The organism is Pseudozobellia thermophila (assembly GCF_900141855.1).
GTDB lineage: Bacteria > Bacteroidota > Bacteroidia > Flavobacteriales > Flavobacteriaceae > Pseudozobellia > Pseudozobellia thermophila.
This window is the reverse complement of sequence record NZ_FQYU01000001.1, coordinates 379,687-396,689: the sequence shown is the minus strand read 5'-3', so window position 1 is coordinate 396,689 and position 17,003 is coordinate 379,687. Positions and strand designations below refer to the sequence as shown.

The 17,003-nt window shown below is 49.0% G+C and carries 14 protein-coding genes; 10 read left to right on the top strand and 4 right to left on the bottom strand.

The window, feature by feature from the left end:
* Positions 1-218 precede the first annotated feature (218 nt).
* Together BUB37_RS01715 and BUB37_RS01710 are read right to left on the bottom strand one after the other, a co-directional pair.
* Entirely contained in the window at positions 219-1,616 is a 1,398-nt protein-coding gene (locus BUB37_RS01715; RefSeq protein WP_072987531.1) for an AGE family epimerase/isomerase, read from the bottom strand.
* A 58-nt stretch (positions 1,617-1,674) separates the two neighbouring features.
* Positions 1,675-2,430 carry a sulfite exporter TauE/SafE family protein gene (locus BUB37_RS01710; RefSeq protein ID WP_072987529.1) on the bottom strand — a complete coding sequence of 252 codons (756 nt, stop codon included), beginning with the start codon at positions 2,428-2,430 and terminating at the stop codon, positions 1,675-1,677.
* 84 nt (positions 2,431-2,514) lie between these two features.
* On the opposite strand from BUB37_RS01710, the gene BUB37_RS01705 reads away from it, so the two are divergent.
* On the top strand, positions 2,515-4,326 hold the full coding sequence (locus BUB37_RS01705) for a sodium:solute symporter family protein (protein WP_072987526.1): 1,812 nt from the start codon (positions 2,515-2,517) through the stop codon (positions 4,324-4,326).
* An 11-nt stretch (positions 4,327-4,337) separates the two neighbouring features.
* Here BUB37_RS01705 and BUB37_RS21405 read toward each other — a convergent pair whose 3' ends face one another.
* Positions 4,338-4,748 (bottom strand): hypothetical protein, encoded by a 411-nt coding sequence (locus BUB37_RS21405; protein ID WP_139278054.1) that lies wholly within the window; start codon positions 4,746-4,748, stop codon positions 4,338-4,340.
* A gap of 303 nt (positions 4,749-5,051) precedes the next feature.
* Here BUB37_RS21405 and BUB37_RS01695 point away from each other — a divergent pair, with 303 nt between their 5' ends.
* Both BUB37_RS01695 and BUB37_RS01690 read left to right on the top strand, forming a co-directional pair.
* Positions 5,052-8,837 (top strand): transglutaminase domain-containing protein, encoded by a 3,786-nt coding sequence (locus tag BUB37_RS01695; RefSeq protein ID WP_072987520.1) that lies wholly within the window; start codon positions 5,052-5,054, stop codon positions 8,835-8,837.
* Between the two features lie 71 nt (positions 8,838-8,908).
* Positions 8,909-9,994: an acyltransferase family protein gene (locus tag BUB37_RS01690; RefSeq protein ID WP_072987515.1), complete on the top strand. Its 1,086-nt coding sequence runs from the start codon at positions 8,909-8,911 to the stop codon at positions 9,992-9,994.
* Positions 9,995-10,012: 18 nt separating this feature from the next.
* Here the strand turns inward: BUB37_RS01690 and BUB37_RS01685 are convergent, their stop codons facing one another.
* Positions 10,013-10,606: a riboflavin synthase gene (locus BUB37_RS01685; protein ID WP_072987493.1), complete on the bottom strand. Its 594-nt coding sequence runs from the start codon at positions 10,604-10,606 to the stop codon at positions 10,013-10,015.
* Between the two features lie 60 nt (positions 10,607-10,666).
* On the opposite strand from BUB37_RS01685, the gene pdxA reads away from it, so the two are divergent.
* The 7 genes from pdxA to BUB37_RS01645 all read left to right on the top strand — a co-directional run bounded on the left by pdxA (position 10,667) and on the right by BUB37_RS01645 (position 16,982).
* On the top strand, positions 10,667-11,713 hold the full coding sequence (gene pdxA, locus BUB37_RS01680) for a 4-hydroxythreonine-4-phosphate dehydrogenase PdxA (protein ID WP_072987490.1): 1,047 nt from the start codon (positions 10,667-10,669) through the stop codon (positions 11,711-11,713).
* A 129-nt stretch (positions 11,714-11,842) separates the two neighbouring features.
* Positions 11,843-12,376: a YceD family protein gene (locus tag BUB37_RS01675; RefSeq protein ID WP_072987487.1), complete on the top strand. Its 534-nt coding sequence runs from the start codon at positions 11,843-11,845 to the stop codon at positions 12,374-12,376.
* A 6-nt stretch (positions 12,377-12,382) separates the two neighbouring features.
* Complete coding sequence (gene rpmF, locus BUB37_RS01670) at positions 12,383-12,580, top strand: 50S ribosomal protein L32 (RefSeq protein WP_072987484.1); 198 nt, start codon at positions 12,383-12,385, stop codon at positions 12,578-12,580.
* 245 nt (positions 12,581-12,825) lie between these two features.
* Positions 12,826-13,821: a beta-ketoacyl-ACP synthase III gene (locus BUB37_RS01660; RefSeq protein WP_072987478.1), complete on the top strand. Its 996-nt coding sequence runs from the start codon at positions 12,826-12,828 to the stop codon at positions 13,819-13,821.
* Between the two features lie 29 nt (positions 13,822-13,850).
* Positions 13,851-14,345, top strand: a complete 495-nt coding sequence (gene accB, locus BUB37_RS01655) for an acetyl-CoA carboxylase biotin carboxyl carrier protein (protein ID WP_072987475.1) — start codon at positions 13,851-13,853, stop codon at positions 14,343-14,345.
* Between the two features lie 86 nt (positions 14,346-14,431).
* Positions 14,432-15,784, top strand: a complete 1,353-nt coding sequence (gene accC / locus BUB37_RS01650) for an acetyl-CoA carboxylase biotin carboxylase subunit (protein ID WP_072987472.1) — start codon at positions 14,432-14,434, stop codon at positions 15,782-15,784.
* An 85-nt stretch (positions 15,785-15,869) separates the two neighbouring features.
* Positions 15,870-16,982, top strand: coding sequence for an NAD(P)/FAD-dependent oxidoreductase (locus tag BUB37_RS01645; protein ID WP_072987449.1), 1,113 nt, complete (start codon positions 15,870-15,872; stop codon positions 16,980-16,982).
* Positions 16,983-17,003 lie beyond the last annotated feature (21 nt).

Sequence of the window (17,003 nt, the reverse complement as noted above, 5' to 3'; positions counted from 1 at the left end):
TAGTAGCCAACGTTTTAAACTTAAGTTTAGTATGGTATAGGCCGGCCCAAGGGTTCTTTTAACAGAAAATTTGAACGCCGTAAGACCCGTTCGGCCCACATTCTTCCTGTATATACGAAATTTTTCAACAGAAAGACGTAATCCACAAGATACAATTCTGGGGCTTGGAAATCAATTTTACGCCGTAAAATTATAGGTTTGGGCGAAAGTGGGCTATCTCAACCCTCGTCTTCATTCAGGTCAAATGTCCCGTTTAACATCTTGATTACATTGATCAGCGACCTGATGTTGTGGTAGTTGGCCTTCCAGATCTGGGCCTTGGCCTTGGTCTTGGCCGAGGGGTCGGTATCGAGGCCTTCGGGATACCAGCCCCCGTAGTCGTGATCGATAAGCTTGGTGCGTATATAGGTCCATTGTTTTTCAAAAAGGGCGTAATAAGGTTTTTCCCGGGGATGTCTTTCGGCCATCAACAACAATGAATTGAGGCCCTCGGCCTGGGTCCACCATACCTTGGCCCTGTTTTCGATGCTGCGCTTGCCGCCGGCCCGGTAGTAACCACCGTCGTAAAAGCCGCCGTTTTTTTCGTCCCAGCCCCATTCGAGGGCATGGTCAACCATTTGTTGGGCCTTCCGGGCGGTTAGGCTATCGTTTGTTATGCCCAATCTGTGGGAAGCCTCCAGCATAAGAAAGGCCGTTTCGACGTCATGGCCAAAGGACACATGGTCGAGGTAGAAGTGTTTTTTTCGATAGGTGTCGGACGAATCGCGGAAGGAAACCGGCGTCCAATCGCGTTCCAAATGTAGGGTCAAATAGCCCTTGTCGGTGGCAATGGTGTCGCGTATCAACACCAATAGTTCTTCGAGTCTTTTATGGAGTAAGGCGTCGGGCCATACCTCGTATAATGCGGTAAAGCTTTCCAACAAATGGATGGAGGAGTTCTGGTCCTTCCAATCCTTGCGGATAAAATTATCGTAGCCTTTGTCGTTTTCGTCGAGATCTAACATCCACGAGCCATCCCGTTGCAGCACATCAAAATACCCGCCGTAAACGGAATCATGGGCGTGTTCTTCTAGCCAAGCAAAGGTTTTTTTGGCCAAATCGAGGGCCGAGGAATCTTTCGATACCTTGTAATAGGCGGCTAGGCCGTACAGGGCAAAGGAGTTGCCATAGGCGCTTTTCCCCTTCGATACTACGGTCAGCGAATCGCCTTCGAGGGCGAGTAGGGAGTGAAAGCCGCCTTGTTCCTTGTCCCACATCCTGTCCCTGAGAAAACGATAGCCGTGGGCCGCCATTTCGGTATAGGAATCGTCGTGGAAAAACTGGGCCAAGGTCGCCGTCGTCCATACGTGGCGTGCCTGACTGACCAAAAACTTCTTCTGTTCCCCGTCTTTTTCCCATCTGTGGTTAAAATCGGACCAGAAGCCCCCGTTGACCGTATCGATGGTTTTGGGATACCATACCTTTACGAGGTGGTTCAACTCGGTTTCGATTTCCCCTTGCAGGGCGTTCTTATGGGAATCGGAGGCGGTTCGATCCTCTTGGCAGGAAAGGACGAGAAACAGGCCGACTAGCCCCAACACCCCGAAAAAGGGCCTTGGTTGACGTAAAGGGTTCATTTAGGTGGTTTTACGGGTTCCTTAAAGCTACGCCATTATGGGCAATAAAGAAAGAAGGCTATTTGATCAAGATCATTAGGGCGCCCAAGGCCGTGAGCACCAATATCATTTTTCGGTAAAAGTCTTCCTTGATGAGCTTTACCAGGCGTATGCCCAGAAATACGCCAAGAAAGATGCCCGGAACCAGCTTCAGGTCGAAAAGCAGGGTTTCGGTGGTAACGGTCTTCCACACGAATATATGGAGGGGGAGTTTGATGACATTGATGATCAGAAAAAGCCAGGCCGCCGTGCCGATAAACTCATTTTTCTGTACCCGCATGGCCAGAAAGTAGATATTGCTAAAGGCACCGCCCAAATTGCCGATCATGGTGGTTATGCCCGCAATGGTGCCCACAAAGCCGGCAAAGGCCCAATGGGTGGGCACTCTTTTCGATTTTCTTCGGTCCCACCAGTACATCATCACTACACTGACGAGAATGATGATGGCCATGGCGATCTTAAAAACGTCCTCGTCAAGATCGTTACCTATCAACACCCCCAATAATATACCGACCAGTATCCAGGGTAAAAAACGCGCTATGTACCACCAGTTGGCGTGTCGGTTGTAATAAATCACGGCAAAGATATCGCCTACGATCAACAAGGGCACCACAATTCCGGTAGAGGCCTTCGCATCGAAGGCCAGGGCCATTAGGGTAACGTTGACTATGGCGATACCCTTTATGCCCGCCTTTGAAAGACCGATCACGATGGCGGCCGCAAAGGCAAGGGCCCAGGCGGTAATTGAAATATCGAAGGAAGCTGCTAAGGGCATGGGCAGGGTTTAGTTGAGAAAAGGCAAAAGTATCTTAAAAAAATAATATCTTTATCAGCTAACCAAAAAACCATCTCACCCCCTATGCAGTTATCTACCCTAGACTACAGTTTTATCATCGTTTTTTTCGCCATTGTGCTGGGCATCGGAATTTATGTCTCAAAGAAATCGGGCAAGGATTCGTCCGAGTTTTTTCTTTCGGGAAGGACCATGCCCTGGTGGCTTCTCGGCCTATCGATGGTAGCGACGACCTTTTCGACAGATACCCCCAACCTGGTTACCGACATTGTACGGACCAACGGGGTTTCGGGAAACTGGGTCTGGTGGGCCTTTTTGATAACCGGACTTTTGACCGTTTTCATCTATGCCAAGCTTTGGCGGAGGTCGAACGTAAATACGGATCTTGAGTTTTATGAGATGCGGTATGGGGGAAAGGCCGCAAGTTTTCTTAGAAAGTTCAGGGCCGTTTACCTGGGGGCCTTGTTCAACATAATTACCATGGCCTCGGTGACCTTGGCCGCCATTAAGATCGGCGGTATTATGCTGGGCCTCGAACCTTGGGAGACCGTGGTGGGCGCCGGGCTTATAACGGTTACCTTTAGTGCCCTAGGCGGGTTTAAGGGCGTTGTCTATACCGATTTTCTGCTGTTCTTTGTGGCCATGTCGGGCGCCATTGGGGCCGCATATTACTTGGTAAATATTCCCGAAGTGGGCGGTATCGACGCCCTGATGGCCAATGAGGTGGTCAAGACCAAACTCGATATCATACCCGATTTCAGCAATAGAAATGCCCTGATCATGCTTTTTATTATCCCCTTGGCCGTGCAATGGTGGAGCTCGTGGTATCCCGGGGCCGAGCCAGGGGGTGGGGGCTATATCGCGCAAAGAATGTTGGCCGCCAAGGATGAGAACCATGCCATAGGGGCTACTTTCTTTTTCAATATCATGCATTATGCCTTGCGTCCGTGGCCCTGGATCTTGGTGGCCTTGGCCTCCTTGGTCGTTTATCCCGATATCGCCAGTATCCAAGAGGCCTTTCCGAATATGGACGAGACCAAATTGGGGCACGATCTGGCGTATTCGGCCATGCTGACCAAGTTGCCCAGCGGCTTGTTGGGCGTAGTGTTGGCCTCGTTGATAGCGGCCTATATGAGTACGATATCGACCCAATTGAACTGGGGCTCGTCTTATATCGTGTTCGATTTTTACAAGCAGCAGATCAACCCCAAGGCAACCGAAAAGCAAATGGTGGCCGTGGGTAGGATATCGACCGTCGTTTTAATGGTCTTCAGTGCCGTTTTGGCCCTGGCCCTCGAAAATGCACTGCAGATTTTCGATATTCTCCTGACCTTCGGTGCGGGTACCGGCCTGATATTCATCTTAAGGTGGTTTTGGTGGCGGATCAATGCATGGAGCGAGATTACGGCCATGTTCGCCTCGGGGATCATATCGATATTATTGAAGACGACGGCCTTGGGGCCCCTATTGTTCAATGCCGAGGACGGTGTATTCCCGAACTGGTTCGAGTATCCCTTCGTCGTGATAGTGACCACGGTCATTTGGTTGTCTGCTACCTTTTTGACCCAAGCGGAGTCGCAGGAAACCCTGCGCTCCTTTTACAAGAGGATCCAACCCGGTGGACCGGGGTGGGCCAAAATTGTTAGGGAGGCCGAGGCCGATGGTGAAAAAATCAAAAAGGACGACGAAAAGTGGAGTGTGCCCCAGGGCATTACCGCCATGCTGTTGGGCTGTGTGCTTATCTATACCATTATGTTCGCTACGGGCTATTGGATCTACGGCCGTACGACTCCGGCACTGATACTTTCGGCCATAGCCTTGGTTTCGGCCTTTTTGTTGATCAAGGCCTGGGGAAGGATGAAGGAGCATATTCTTTAAAGCCCTTGTGCCTACTGATGGTCCAATAGTATCTGTAAGAGCTGGTCTTTCCTGATTTGGATGGTCGAGGTCGATTTGATTTCCACGGGCTTGCCCAAGCTATCGTTGACATAGGCCGTATGGGGAATTATCTCGCCATCTTTGAACACCCGTATTTGGTAGATGGTTTTAGGGCCTTCTTGAAGTTCGACATAATTATAGCCCACCAGGCTTTGTCCGTATTCCTTTTCGAGGCCGGTGCCGTAACGCAGCTTGAACATGACCTGATCGGCCTCAAAACCCGAGGCATTGGCGAATGACAGGCCTGTTTTGTTGCTGATTTGCGCCTCACTGGCTACTTGGGCGATTTCGTCGTCGTCGGTTGAGCAGCTGACCATCAATGTAACTACAGCCGCGCACAGTAGGTATATGCACTTTTTCATGATCTTTGGTTTAAAGAGGGTTTTCACCCCCCCGATTTGGGGTTTGGGGCCCGTAACTGAAAAAGGGCCTTTACCAGTAACGTTCAAAAGGTTGGGGTATTGTATGCCAAGGGCAGGGACATCCTTCGGTTTCGATGCCCGCCCCAAGCCAGATATAAATTTCGCCAAGGTGCCCTTTTCCCTTGTTTTCCTTGGGACTACCGGATGTAAGGCAGGATTAAGGGTTTCAATTGCCGCCTTGTATACCATTTATGGGAAAGGAGCGTTATGAAGTAACCAAACCGTAACCAAGCCGCTTGCATTATGAAGCAATTCCGATTCTTTTTACTCGCGTTTTTCGTCCTGTTCTTAAGCCATGCCCAAGAAAGGGGCGAATACGGGCCCTACTGGGAACTGCTTTTTGAAAACCAAAGGGACGAGGCGGTTAAAAAATTCAATGCAAAGCGTCAAACCGGAATAGAAGGCATCTTAATCCATCAATTGTTAAAGGGGGAACAAGGGAAGTTTGACAATCCCGATGATTTCATCGAAAAAGTAAGCCTTAGCCCCGATTTCGATTACTACCTGTATGCTTTGTGGAACCACAACTTCTTTTTCGACACCTATTACAGTACGGGCTTCAACCAAAAGATCCTTTCCAATATCGATGCGATCGAGCTTGACCAGATCGGGCAGCCAACGGTTAAGGAGGCCATGCGCTACCTGAAATCCGCCGCCGCCCAACACCGGAACGACTGGGAAACCTATTATCGGTTGAACGACGAGCTGCCTGCCATAAAGGCGTGGCAATTCTGCGGTAGTTTTGAAAATTTGAACGGCAGTGGGCTGGCGACCGAATACGGCCCGGAAGAGAAGGCCTTTTCCAAAACCGATTTTAATGCCAACAGCAACGGATTCGTCAATTGGTACACGCCGAAGGGAAGGGAAAAGGAAGCGTATCAATACTACAGCAACCACTCCGAATACGGCGGGGCGGTAAACTATGCACAGACCTTTATCGACAACCCCGTGGCACGTAGGGCCGTCATCCGTCTGGGCAGCTCGGCCCTGGTCAAGGTCTGGCTTAACGACGTACTGCTCTTCGAAAACACCAACGACGGTATTACCGGACTGGATGCCTATAACATTGCGGTAGACCTTCCAAAGGGGAAGAACCGCCTATTGATAAAAAGTGCCGACCAAAGCGGCATTGCCTATTTTATTGCCCGGGTCACCGACCTCGAAGGGCACGCCCTTTCCGACCTGGAATACAGCGCAGATTATACGCCCTATGTCAAAAGTACGGCCGAAGGTCTGTTGCCCGAGGTAATTACACATCCGGTCGAGGCCTTTTTCCTAAAAAAACGGGAACAGGAGCCCGGCAATTTTTTTAATGTGCTCTGCCTGGCCAATACCTATTTGAGAAATTCGAAGTACAACGAGGCCAAGGCCCTCTTGCTGCCCCTTCTCGAAAAGCATCCGAAGAGCTCCTTTTTGAGAAAGTATTTGATCGAGTGCTACAGCAAGGAAAAAGATTACGCGGCCGTCACCGAGTTGAGCGAGAATATCGAGAACGACGATAAGGATTATTACCTCTCATACGTCTATCGTTTTCAGGGTGCGGGCGAGTTGTTCAAACTTCCGGTGGCCGATTTTGAAGAATTTATGGCCGATTTCTCAAAAGCGACCGATATGCCCATACTGCAACGTTCGGCAGAGCTGATGCTCGCCCTCCGCCACGAAGACCAGGTTGCGGTAAGGACAGGGCTAAATACCATCGTGGAAGAGAACAAAGACCAACTGAACGTTCTTAAGATCTACCTCAATCTGTATTCGGACTACCTGAACGAAGACGACCGGGCGATCGAGCTGTTGGAGGAGATAAACGCCAATTACTTCGACTACGCGGCCTTAAAGTCGCTCGCGGCCTTCTACAACAAGCAGAACCGAAAGGACGAGGCCTTGCAGTTGTTCGAAGAAAGATACGATAGGGTGCGTACCGATAATATTTTCCTTTCGGACTTTATCGGTTATTTGCACCAATACGGCAAGTACGCCGAATCGCTTCCCTATATCGAGCAGATGCTGGCCAATTTTCCCTATTCCTTTGTAGGCATGGAGCTCAAGGCCACGGCTTTGGAGCAAATGGGCCAAAAGAAGGAAGCGCTGGAATGGTACGCCAAGTCGTTAAAGCACAACGGCGCGAATACGGCCATGCGCAAAAAGATAGACGACCTCTCGAAGGCAAAAAATTATTTTGAGGAGCTGGCCACCCCCGATATTTACGAGTTTATCGCCGAGAACCGGAACCAAGGGATTTCGAACAACTACGGTTACAATTACCTGTTGGACGAGACCCTATTGCAACTTTACCCCGAAGGAGGCGGAAAATCGCAGGTACGGTATGTGGTAGAGATTACTTCGGATAGCGGTATCGAATCGCTCAAGGAGGTCAATCTTGGGCTGAGCGGCAATTACAGCATTACCAAATCCGAGATCGTCAAGCCCGACAACAAGATTGTCCCGGCTTCGAAAAGTGGTTCGAACCTGGTCTTCAACAATCTGGAAATTGGCGACATCCTGTACGTCGATTACGAAAGCAGCTATGCGAACAGCGGCAGGTTTTACAAAGACCACGTCGACTATTTTCAGTTCGGGTCGTACCATCCCATCGTAAAAAACAGCTTAAAGGTACTGGTTCCCAAGGGAAAGGAGTTCAATTATAAGGTGGTCAACGGCGACATCCCTTACGAAAAAAGGAGCATGGGCAACTACGTCTACCACAAATGGGAGACGGTGAACCAAGGGCCGCTACCACAACCGGAAAACTATATGCCCAGCCTCAGCGACATCGTAAGTTATGTGCATTTGAGTACCATTGGTTCCTGGGACGACATTGCCAACTGGTACGCCGACCTGGTCCGCCCGCAGATGGTTGTCAACTCCGACGTCGAAACGGCCTTCAAAAAAATATTTCCCGAGGGTACGGCCTCATTGACCGAAGACGAAAAGGCTTCGCGTATCTACTACTACATCATGGAGAATTTTAGCTACAGCCACGTAAGCTTTAGGCAGAGCGGCTATGTGCCCCAAAAACCCTCGAAGACCATCAAATCCAAACTGGGCGATTGCAAGGACTTTTCCACCCTCTATGTCACCTTGGCCCAAATGGCGGGCCTAAAATCGCATTTGGTACTGGTCTTGACTTCCGATTACGGCGAAAAATCAATACTACTGCCGAGTCAGGATTTCAACCATTGTATCGCCAAGGTCTTTATCGACGGCAAGCCCCAGTACCTCGAGTTGACCGACAATAACCTGCCCTATAAGTCGGCCCCGACCAGCTTGGAGAACGCTACGGCATTGGATATACCTAATAATTCGGTTAAGGAAGTGGCTTCGGGCATCTACAGGCTCGAGAATTTTGACCACACCCCTACCGTCTTGGAGAGCCATATGGTTTTTGAAATCGGCAGGGAGCAACATAAACTGCAGATCGAGTCGGTTTTAAGGGGAAGCATCAACTCGCATTATGCCGGCATTTTTAAGGAAAAAAACTACGAAGTGGTCAAAAAGAGCATTTACGAGGATTTTCAAGGAAGGATTATCGAAGATTTTGCCCTCGACAGCCTCCATAGCATTGCCTACGACCTTCGCTCCCCGGTCTTGAGCTACGTTTCCGAGATGACTGTCAATGAAAAGTTCAACGAAATAGGAAGCCTAAAGGTATTTAGCCTTCCTGCAGTGAACAATGCCTACAATACGGCGATCATAGAGGGCGACAAGCGGGAATACCCCATAGACTATCTGTTCTATGAAAACGCCGACGAATACCGTTCGAGCTATGTTATCAAACTCGAAGAGGGCGATACCTTTGCCGAAGTGCCCAAAGATGCATCGTATAGCTTTAAAAAACACCGGTTTGAAATGAATTTCGACCAGGTCGCACAAAACGAACTTCATGTTAAAATAGTGGCCAAAACGTCAAAGGAGCGTATTGCCCCTTCCGACTACAAGGCCTTCAAAACCTATGTAAAGTCGGTTCTCGACGCCAAAAAACAATTGATCGGTTTTAAGAAGGGCAAGGTTGTCGCCTCAGGAAAAGGATAAACGCTGTTCTATAAGAACTTAATAACTTATCTTTAGTTCAAATTTCAACCAAACCACCGATAAGTTTAAGTATGAAGGATCGAATTCTCTCCGTAGACATCTTTCGGGGAATGACCATTGTTTTGATGATACTGGTCAACACCCCCGGAACATGGAAAGCCGTTTATGCCCCCCTAAGACATGCCCAATGGCATGGTTATACCCCGACCGACCTTGTTTTTCCGTTTTTTTTGTTCATCGTAGGAACCTCCATTGTCTTTGCCTATAGAAACAAGCCGGTAAATGCGGGCACGTATAAGAAAATTGTGGTAAGAACCCTTAAACTGATCGGCCTGGGCCTCTTTTTGGGGGCCTTTACCCTTAGTTTTCCGTTTGTAAAGGACTTTGCCGACATCAGGTTTCCCGGGGTCTTGCAACGCATAGGGGTGGTTTTTTTCTTTGCATCCCTGCTCTTTCTCAATTTTAACTATAAGACCTTGATCGGTATTGCCATCGCTTTGCTGGTCGGATATTGGTTGATCATGGGCCTTGTGCCCGTAAACGGGATGGAACCTACCTTTGAAAGGGCCCCGAACAATCTGGCCAATTATATAGATGTCCAGGTTTTCGGAAGCCACAGTTACAAGGAAGACTATGATCCCGAAGGACTTTTAAGCACCCTTCCCTCGATCGTAAGCGCCTTGTTGGGCATTTTTACGGGACTCATTTTGGTCTCGAAACAGGCCAAAAAAGCTACCCTGCTGATGGGCATAGGAGGCTCTTTCTTGATTCTCGGGTATCTCTGGGACTTGGTCTTTCCCATTAACAAAGCCTTATGGTCCAGTAGCTTTGTATTGGTAACAGCAGGATGGGCAAACCTTATTCTGGCCCTGATCTACTATTTGACCGATGTCAGGAAAATAAGTTTCGGTACCATTTTCAGGTATGCGGGGGCCAATGCCATTGTGCTTTACTTTATGTCGAGTTTTATCAGCAAGGTACTCGGCATGATCAAGGTAGGCGATACCTCATTGCACGGCTGGTTGTTCGACACCATCTATGTACATGATTTTATGTCGCTGCAAATGTCTTCATTGCTCTACGGCCTAACGGTCGTGGCCTTTTACTGTGGCCTGGCCTATGTGCTGTACCAGCGAAAGATCTTTATTAAGGTATAACGGTCCCTTGTTTGCCGCTCAGGTGTTTTTCAGCGAAAGTAGTTTGGCCACGTATTTACCGATAACATCGAATTCGAGGTTGACCAGGGAGCCCACCTTGTAGGTGTTGAAAATGGTGTGTTCGTAAGTGTAGGGTATAATGGCCACGCTGAACGAATCGGCGCCCGAACCGACCACCGTAAGACTGGTGCCGTCTATGGTTATGGAACCTTTTTCGATGGTGGTGTTTCCTTTTGAGGCATCGTAGGCGAAGGAAAAAATCCAACTGCCGTCCTTTTCTTCGACTGCGGTACAGCTACCGACCTGGTCCACATGGCCCTGTACGATATGGCCGTCCAAGCGCGAACCCATGACCATGGCACGTTCGAGGTTGATCCGGTCGCCAACGCGAAGTTGCCCCAAGTTCGTTTTTTCAAGGGTTTCGGCTATGGCGGTAACGGTATAGGCGTCCTCTTCGATCGCGACAACGGTCAGGCACACCCCGTTATGGGCCACACTTTGGTCGACCTTCAATTCGGAGGAAAGGGGGGAGGCCACCGTCAGGTGCAAATTTTCGCCCTCTTTTCGTAGTTGTTTCACCGTACCCAAAGTTTCGATAATGCCCGTGAACATGTTCCGTGGAAATTAAGTAGTTTTGTAGATTACAAATTTGAAGCAAAGGTAAAGAATAACATGCAGGAAACGGCTAAAATAAAACTGGGTATTTCTATTGGTGACTTGAACGGCATAGGGTGCGAAGTGGCGCTTAAGACCTTTGAGGATGCCCGCATGCTCGATTTCTGTACGCCCGTATTCTTCGCTTCGAACAAAACGATCGCCTTTCAAAAGAAGGAGTTGGGCATAGATGTCAACTATCACGGCATACAGGAGGCCTCCAAGGCCTTGGACGGAAAGATCAACGTGGTCAATATTTGGAAGGAAGTGCCGGTCATCAATTTTGGCGAAGACAGCCAGGAAGTGGGCAAATACGCAATCAAATCGCTACGGGCGGCCGTCGAGGCCCTTAAGAACGATGAGATAGACGTGCTGGTAACGGCCCCGATTAACAAGAACAACATTCAGGCCGATGATTTCAAGTTTCCGGGCCATACCGACTTTTTGGCCCAAGAGCTCGAAGGCGAAAGTCTGATGTTTATGGTAACCGAAGGCCTCAAAGTTGGCCTGCTTACCGATCACGTTGCCGTAAAGGACGCCCCTTCGGCCATCAACCCTATTCTGATCAGAAACAAGGTCAGAACCATTGAAAAGTCGTTGCGGATGGATTTCCGCATCCGCGCCCCGAAAATCGCCTTGTTGGGCATCAACCCCCATAGCGGCGACAACGGGGTTATCGGCAAGGAGGACGACGAAGTGCTAAAACCTGTCATTAGGGAAATGTCCGATGCCGGACATCTGGTTTTCGGCCCCTATTCGGCCGATAGTTTTTTTGGTTCCGATGCCTATAAGAAATTTGATGCGGTGTTGGCCGCTTACCACGACCAAGGCCTGATTCCCTTTAAGACCCTGTCCTTTGGAAAAGGGGTAAATTTTACAGCGGGACTATCCAAGGTGCGCACCTCTCCCGACCACGGTACGGCCTATGAAATAGCCGGAAAGGGCGTGGCAGACCACAGCTCCTTTAAGGAAGCGGTTTTTATGGCCCTGCAAATTTTCAAAAACCGTCAAGAGTATCAAGAATTGACCGAAAATCCCTTGCAAAAACAACGCGTTAGACGTTAGCTTGGCATCAAGCCCCCTAAAACTTTAACAGTCTGGTGATTTCATATAAAAAAGGGTTGCAATATTATTAAATAATAGTATCTTTGCACCCGCCTTTGACTAGGCCTGTATATTTAAAATCGTGTTGAGATGATGAAGCAAAAGGAGTTTAGCATTCCTTTCTCGGGGTTAAAGCAGGGAAAACACAATTTTGATTATACGGTTAACAACCAGTTCTTTGAATCTTTTGGGTACGATGAGTTCAATGGTGCGGGCATTGCCTTAAATGTCGTCTTGAACAAAATGGGCACGATGCTCGAATTTGAGATGGACGCCGAGGGCACGGTCAATATCAATTGCGACCTGACCGCGGAACCTTATGAACAACCGATTGCCGCCGAATTGAAGTTGGTGGTCAAGTTCGGGGAAGAGTTCAACGACGAGGATGACGAAATCTTGGTCATTCCCCACGGAGAGCATCAGGTCAACATCGCCCAATATGTTTATGAGATGTTGGTACTCGCGGTACCGCAGAAACGTATACATCCCGGTGTGGTCGATGGTTCTTTGCAATCAGAGGCGCTGAAAAGATTGGAAGAGTTGCAACCTAAGGAAGACAAGGAAACGATAAAAGAAAACGATCCCCGTTGGGACGAACTAAAGAAACTGTTAACGGATAAATAAGTAGAAATGGCACATCCTAAGAGAAAAATTTCGAAAACCAGAAGGGACAAGAGAAGAACCCATTATAAAGCGGTCGCCCCTACCTTGGCCACCGATCCTACTACCGGTGAGATGCACTTGTTCCACAGGGCGCACTGGCACGAAGGAAAATTATATTACAAAGGCCAAGTATTGATCGATAAAACCGAAGAAGTAGAAGCTTAATCGTGCCTTTCTGTTAAAAAATACCCAACTCCCGTATGTATACCAGCGGGAGTTTTTTTATGTGGTTTACTTTTGTTCGGGCTAAACAGGTTGCTATAAGGCAATTGAGACCAGGTACGGCAAATTCGATGTGGAACTATAATTTCAAAAACGGCCGAATTTCGGGCAAAAATTGCTGGAAAATGATTAATTTTCACCAATTTTCAGGCATTTTTGAAGGTTTTTGATATCAAATCAACTTTAGAATGAGTAAAACAACAGCAGCAATTACAGCTGTAGGGGCTTACGTTCCCAATTTTGTACTGACCAACAAAATGCTGGAAGGTATGGTCGAGACCAATGACGAATGGATCGTTTCCAGGACAGGTATCAAGGAAAGGCGGATTTTAAAACCCGAGGAAGGGGAAGGAAGTTCTTACCTGGCGATCAAGGCGGCCAACGACCTTATTCAAAAGAGAAATTTAGACCCAAAGGATATCGATTTGGTTATTGTGGCCACGGCCACACCGGATAGTATGGTGGCCTCGACGGCGGCCTTTGTAGCGGCCCGGATCGGAGCTACAAACGCCTTTGCCTACGACCTTCTGGCCGCATGCTCCAGTTTTCTTTTCGGGATGTCTACGGCAGCCGGTTACATAGAATCGGGCAGGTATAAAAAAATATTGCTGATCGGGGCCGATAAAATGTCGTCGATCATAGACTATACCGACCGAACCACCTGTATCATATTCGGCGATGGGGCTGGAGCGGTGCTCTTCGAGCCCAATGAAGAAGGACTCGGGTTGCAGGATGAATACCTAAGGGCCGACGGAAACGGAAGACAATACCTGGGCATGGATGCCGGGGGATCCTTGATGCCGGCGACCGAGGAAACGGTAAGAAACGGCAAACACTATATTTATCAAGACGGGAGAACCGTTTTTAAATTTGCCGTGTCGAACATGGCCGATGTCGCCGAAAAAATCATGAAACGCAACAATTTGGAACATACCGACGTTTCTTGGCTTGTGCCCCATCAGGCAAACAAGCGGATTATAGATGCGACCGCCAATAGAATGGGACTCGATAATTCAAAGGTCTTAATGAACATACACCGTTACGGAAATACCACTTCTGCAACACTGCCCCTATTACTGGCCGATTTCGAAGACCGGTTGAAAAAAGGGGATAACTTGGTTTTCGCTGCGTTCGGCGGAGGCTTTACATGGGGCTCCATTTATCTTAAGTGGGCCTATAATTAATTTTCAGATCACTAAACAAACTCAAATTCATGGATATAAAAGAGATTCAAAGCCTTATTAGATTTGTAGCGAAATCTGGTGCCAGTGAGGTGAAGTTGGAGATGGAAGATATTAAGATTACCATCAAAACCGGTTCTTCCGATTCAAGTTCGGAAACTACTTATGTTCAACAGATACCTGTGGCCCAGGCGCCCTTGGCGCATGCGGCACCTGTCCAAGCCTCGGCCCCGGCCCAAGAGGCGGCGTCTTCGGGTTCCGAGGAAAAGAAAGACGACGATTCGAAGTACATTACCATCAAATCGCCCATTATCGGTACCTTTTACCGCAAACCCGCACCCGACAAAGATCCGTTTGTCGAAGTGGGAAGTACGATTTCGCAAGGCGATGTGCTCTGTGTGATAGAGGCAATGAAGCTTTTCAATGATATCGAATCGGAAGTTTCGGGTAAGATCGTGAAGATTTTGGTGGAGGATTCCTCCCCGGTAGAATTTGACCAGCCATTGTTCTTGGTAGACCCTTCCTAGTTTACTAACCCCAAATAACAAATCCTGAACCCTGGTTTTATCCTTGGGGTTCGGTACTTGCAATTTGGCTTTTAATTTTAAAAGTTATGTTCAAAAAAATACTGATTGCCAACAGGGGAGAGATAGCATTACGGGTAATTAGGACCTGTAAGGAAATGGGTATTAAGACCGTTGCAGTATACTCCAAGGCAGATGAAGAAAGTCTACACGTGCGGTTTGCCGACGAAGCGGTATGTATCGGTCCGGCGCCCAGTAGCGAATCGTACCTCAAGATACCCAATATCATTGCCGCTGCTGAAATTACCAATGCAGACGCCATACACCCCGGGTATGGTTTTCTCTCTGAAAATTCAAAGTTTTCCAAAATCTGTGCGGAGCACGATATTAAGTTTATCGGCGCCTCGGGCGAGCAGATAGACCGCATGGGCGACAAGGCCACGGCCAAGGAAACCATGAGAAAGGCGGGAGTACCTACCGTACCGGGTTCGGAGGGCTTGCTGAAAGATGTGGAGCACGCCAAGAAGGAGGCCAAGAAAATGGGCTATCCGGTTATGATAAAGGCCACCGCAGGTGGCGGGGGCAAGGGAATGCGCGCGATTTGGTCGGAAGACCAAATGGAAAGTAATTTTGAAAGTGCCGTACAAGAGGCGACTGCCGCCTTCGGCAATGGCGGTATGTACATGGAAAAGTTGATCGAGGAGCCCAGGCACATCGAGATACAGATTGTGGGCGACCAGTACGGAAAGGCCTGTCACTTGTCGGAAAGGGATTGTTCCATTCAGCGCAGGCATCAAAAGCTGACCGAAGAAACACCTTCTCCGTTTATGACCGACAAGCTTCGCGACGAAATGGGCAAGGCCGCCGTAAAGGCCGCCGAATATATCAAGTACGAAGGAGCCGGAACCATCGAGTTTTTGGTCGACAAGCACCGCAACTTCTACTTTATGGAGATGAATACCCGAATTCAGGTAGAGCACCCTATCACCGAACAGGTAATCGACTATGATTTGATCCGGGAGCAGATCTTGGTGGCCGGTGGGGTTCCGATTTCGGGCAAGAACTATTTGCCCAAACTTCATTCCATAGAGTGCCGGATCAACGCCGAGGATCCCTACAACAACTTTAGGCCCTCACCCGGTAGAATAACTACCTTGCACATTCCGGGCGGACACGGGGTGCGAATGGACACCCACGTCTATAGCGGGTACAACATCCCGCCGAACTACGATTCGATGATCGCCAAATTGATCACTACCGCCCAGACCAGGGAAGAGGCCATCAATAAGATGAAGCGAGCCCTCGACGAGTTCGTTATCGAAGGGGTAAAAACGACCATCCCCTTTCACAGGCAGTTAATGGATCATCCCGATTACTTGGCCGGTAACTACACCACCAAGTTTATGGAAGATTTTGAAATGAAGCCCGAAAAGGAAGATTAAAGGAAAGCCCCGATATTGTTCGGGGTTTTTTGTACAAGGTGCTTACCTTTGATCACGGTATTTTTGATGCAAGGCGATGCGAAGCATGAACTTAAGTTATTGGGAATACAACACCTGGCTCTCCAACGTCGACTTTACCATTGTCGGCAGTGGCATTACCGGTCTGAGTTGCGCCTTGCATTTAAAGAAACGCTTTCCAAAGGCCAAAATCATAGTGCTCGAAAAAGGGACCTTCCCGCAAGGGGCCAGCACCAAGAATGCGGGTTTTGCCTGTTTTGGAAGCATTTCGGAGATTCTTGACGACTTGCGCCATCACACCGAGGAAGAAGTGCGCGAACTGGTCAAAAAGCGCTGGGAGGGCATCCGACTGCTCCGTCGAAGCCTGGGCGATGCATCCATAGACTATCAACGGCACGGCGGCCATGAGCTGTTTCCCCGTGGGAATTCCGTGACCTATGAACTTTGCCTGAATAAATTGGACTATGTCAACGGGCTTTTGCACCCCGTCTTTAAGGCGAATGCCTTTAGTGTACGCCCCAATAGCTACCGTTTCAAACAAGTTGGGGAAAACTATATCAGCCACGCCTACGAAGGCCAGATCGATACGGGCAAGATGATGATGGCCCTTCTGGGCCGGGTACAAAAGGCAGGGGTGACCATCTTGAATTCCGTCGATGTCGAGGCCTTCGACGACCATGTGCATTTTGTTGCGGTAAAGACCGATCGATTCGAATTCAAGACCAAAAAACTCATCTTGGCCACGAACGGCTTTGCCGGGCGTCTTCTGAACGAAGAGGTTAGGCCGGCAAGGGCCCAGGTGTTGTTGACAAAACCCATTAAGGGCCTCCATGTTAAGGGTACCTTCCATTTCGACAAGGGCTTTTACTATTTTAGGAACGTACACGACCGCCTGCTCTTCGGCGGGGGCAGAAACCTTGATTTCAAGGCCGAGGAAACTACGGCGTTCGGCCAAACCGAGAGGGTTCAAGCGCGGCTCGAACAACTGCTCAAGGAAATGATCTTGCCCGGGCTGCCTTTCGAGATCGAACGGAGGTGGAGCGGCATCATGGGCATGGGCGATCAGAAGCGCCCCCTTGTCAAACAACTTTCCGATGGGGTGTTTTGCGGGGTTAGGTTGGGCGGTATGGGCATAGCCATCGGAAGCCAGGTGGGCAAGGAAACGGCCGATCTTATTTAGTTCAACGTACGGGTTTGCTTA

What these genes read in the sequence shown, in the direction of transcription:
- BUB37_RS01705 (WP_072987526.1), top strand. Translation starts at nt 2,515, where the DNA reads ATGCAGTTATCTACCCTAGACTACAGTTTTATCATCGTTTTTTTCGCC.
- BUB37_RS21405 (WP_139278054.1), bottom strand. Translation starts at nt 4,748, where the DNA reads ATGAAAAAGTGCATATACCTACTGTGCGCGGCTGTAGTTACATTGATG.
- accC (WP_072987472.1), top strand. Translation starts at nt 14,432, where the DNA reads ATGTTCAAAAAAATACTGATTGCCAACAGGGGAGAGATAGCATTACGG.
- BUB37_RS01660 (WP_072987478.1), top strand. Translation starts at nt 12,826, where the DNA reads ATGAGTAAAACAACAGCAGCAATTACAGCTGTAGGGGCTTACGTTCCC.
- BUB37_RS01690 (WP_072987515.1), top strand. Translation starts at nt 8,909, where the DNA reads ATGAAGGATCGAATTCTCTCCGTAGACATCTTTCGGGGAATGACCATT.
- BUB37_RS01710 (WP_072987529.1), bottom strand. Translation starts at nt 2,430, where the DNA reads ATGCCCTTAGCAGCTTCCTTCGATATTTCAATTACCGCCTGGGCCCTT.
- BUB37_RS01645 (WP_072987449.1), top strand. Translation starts at nt 15,870, where the DNA reads ATGAACTTAAGTTATTGGGAATACAACACCTGGCTCTCCAACGTCGAC.
- BUB37_RS01715 (WP_072987531.1), bottom strand. Translation starts at nt 1,616, where the DNA reads ATGAACCCTTTACGTCAACCAAGGCCCTTTTTCGGGGTGTTGGGGCTA.
- rpmF (WP_072987484.1), top strand. Translation starts at nt 12,383, where the DNA reads ATGGCACATCCTAAGAGAAAAATTTCGAAAACCAGAAGGGACAAGAGA.
- BUB37_RS01685 (WP_072987493.1), bottom strand. Translation starts at nt 10,606, where the DNA reads ATGTTCACGGGCATTATCGAAACTTTGGGTACGGTGAAACAACTACGA.
- BUB37_RS01675 (WP_072987487.1), top strand. Translation starts at nt 11,843, where the DNA reads ATGATGAAGCAAAAGGAGTTTAGCATTCCTTTCTCGGGGTTAAAGCAG.
- pdxA (WP_072987490.1), top strand. Translation starts at nt 10,667, where the DNA reads ATGCAGGAAACGGCTAAAATAAAACTGGGTATTTCTATTGGTGACTTG.
- BUB37_RS01695 (WP_072987520.1), top strand. Translation starts at nt 5,052, where the DNA reads ATGAAGCAATTCCGATTCTTTTTACTCGCGTTTTTCGTCCTGTTCTTA.
- accB (WP_072987475.1), top strand. Translation starts at nt 13,851, where the DNA reads ATGGATATAAAAGAGATTCAAAGCCTTATTAGATTTGTAGCGAAATCT.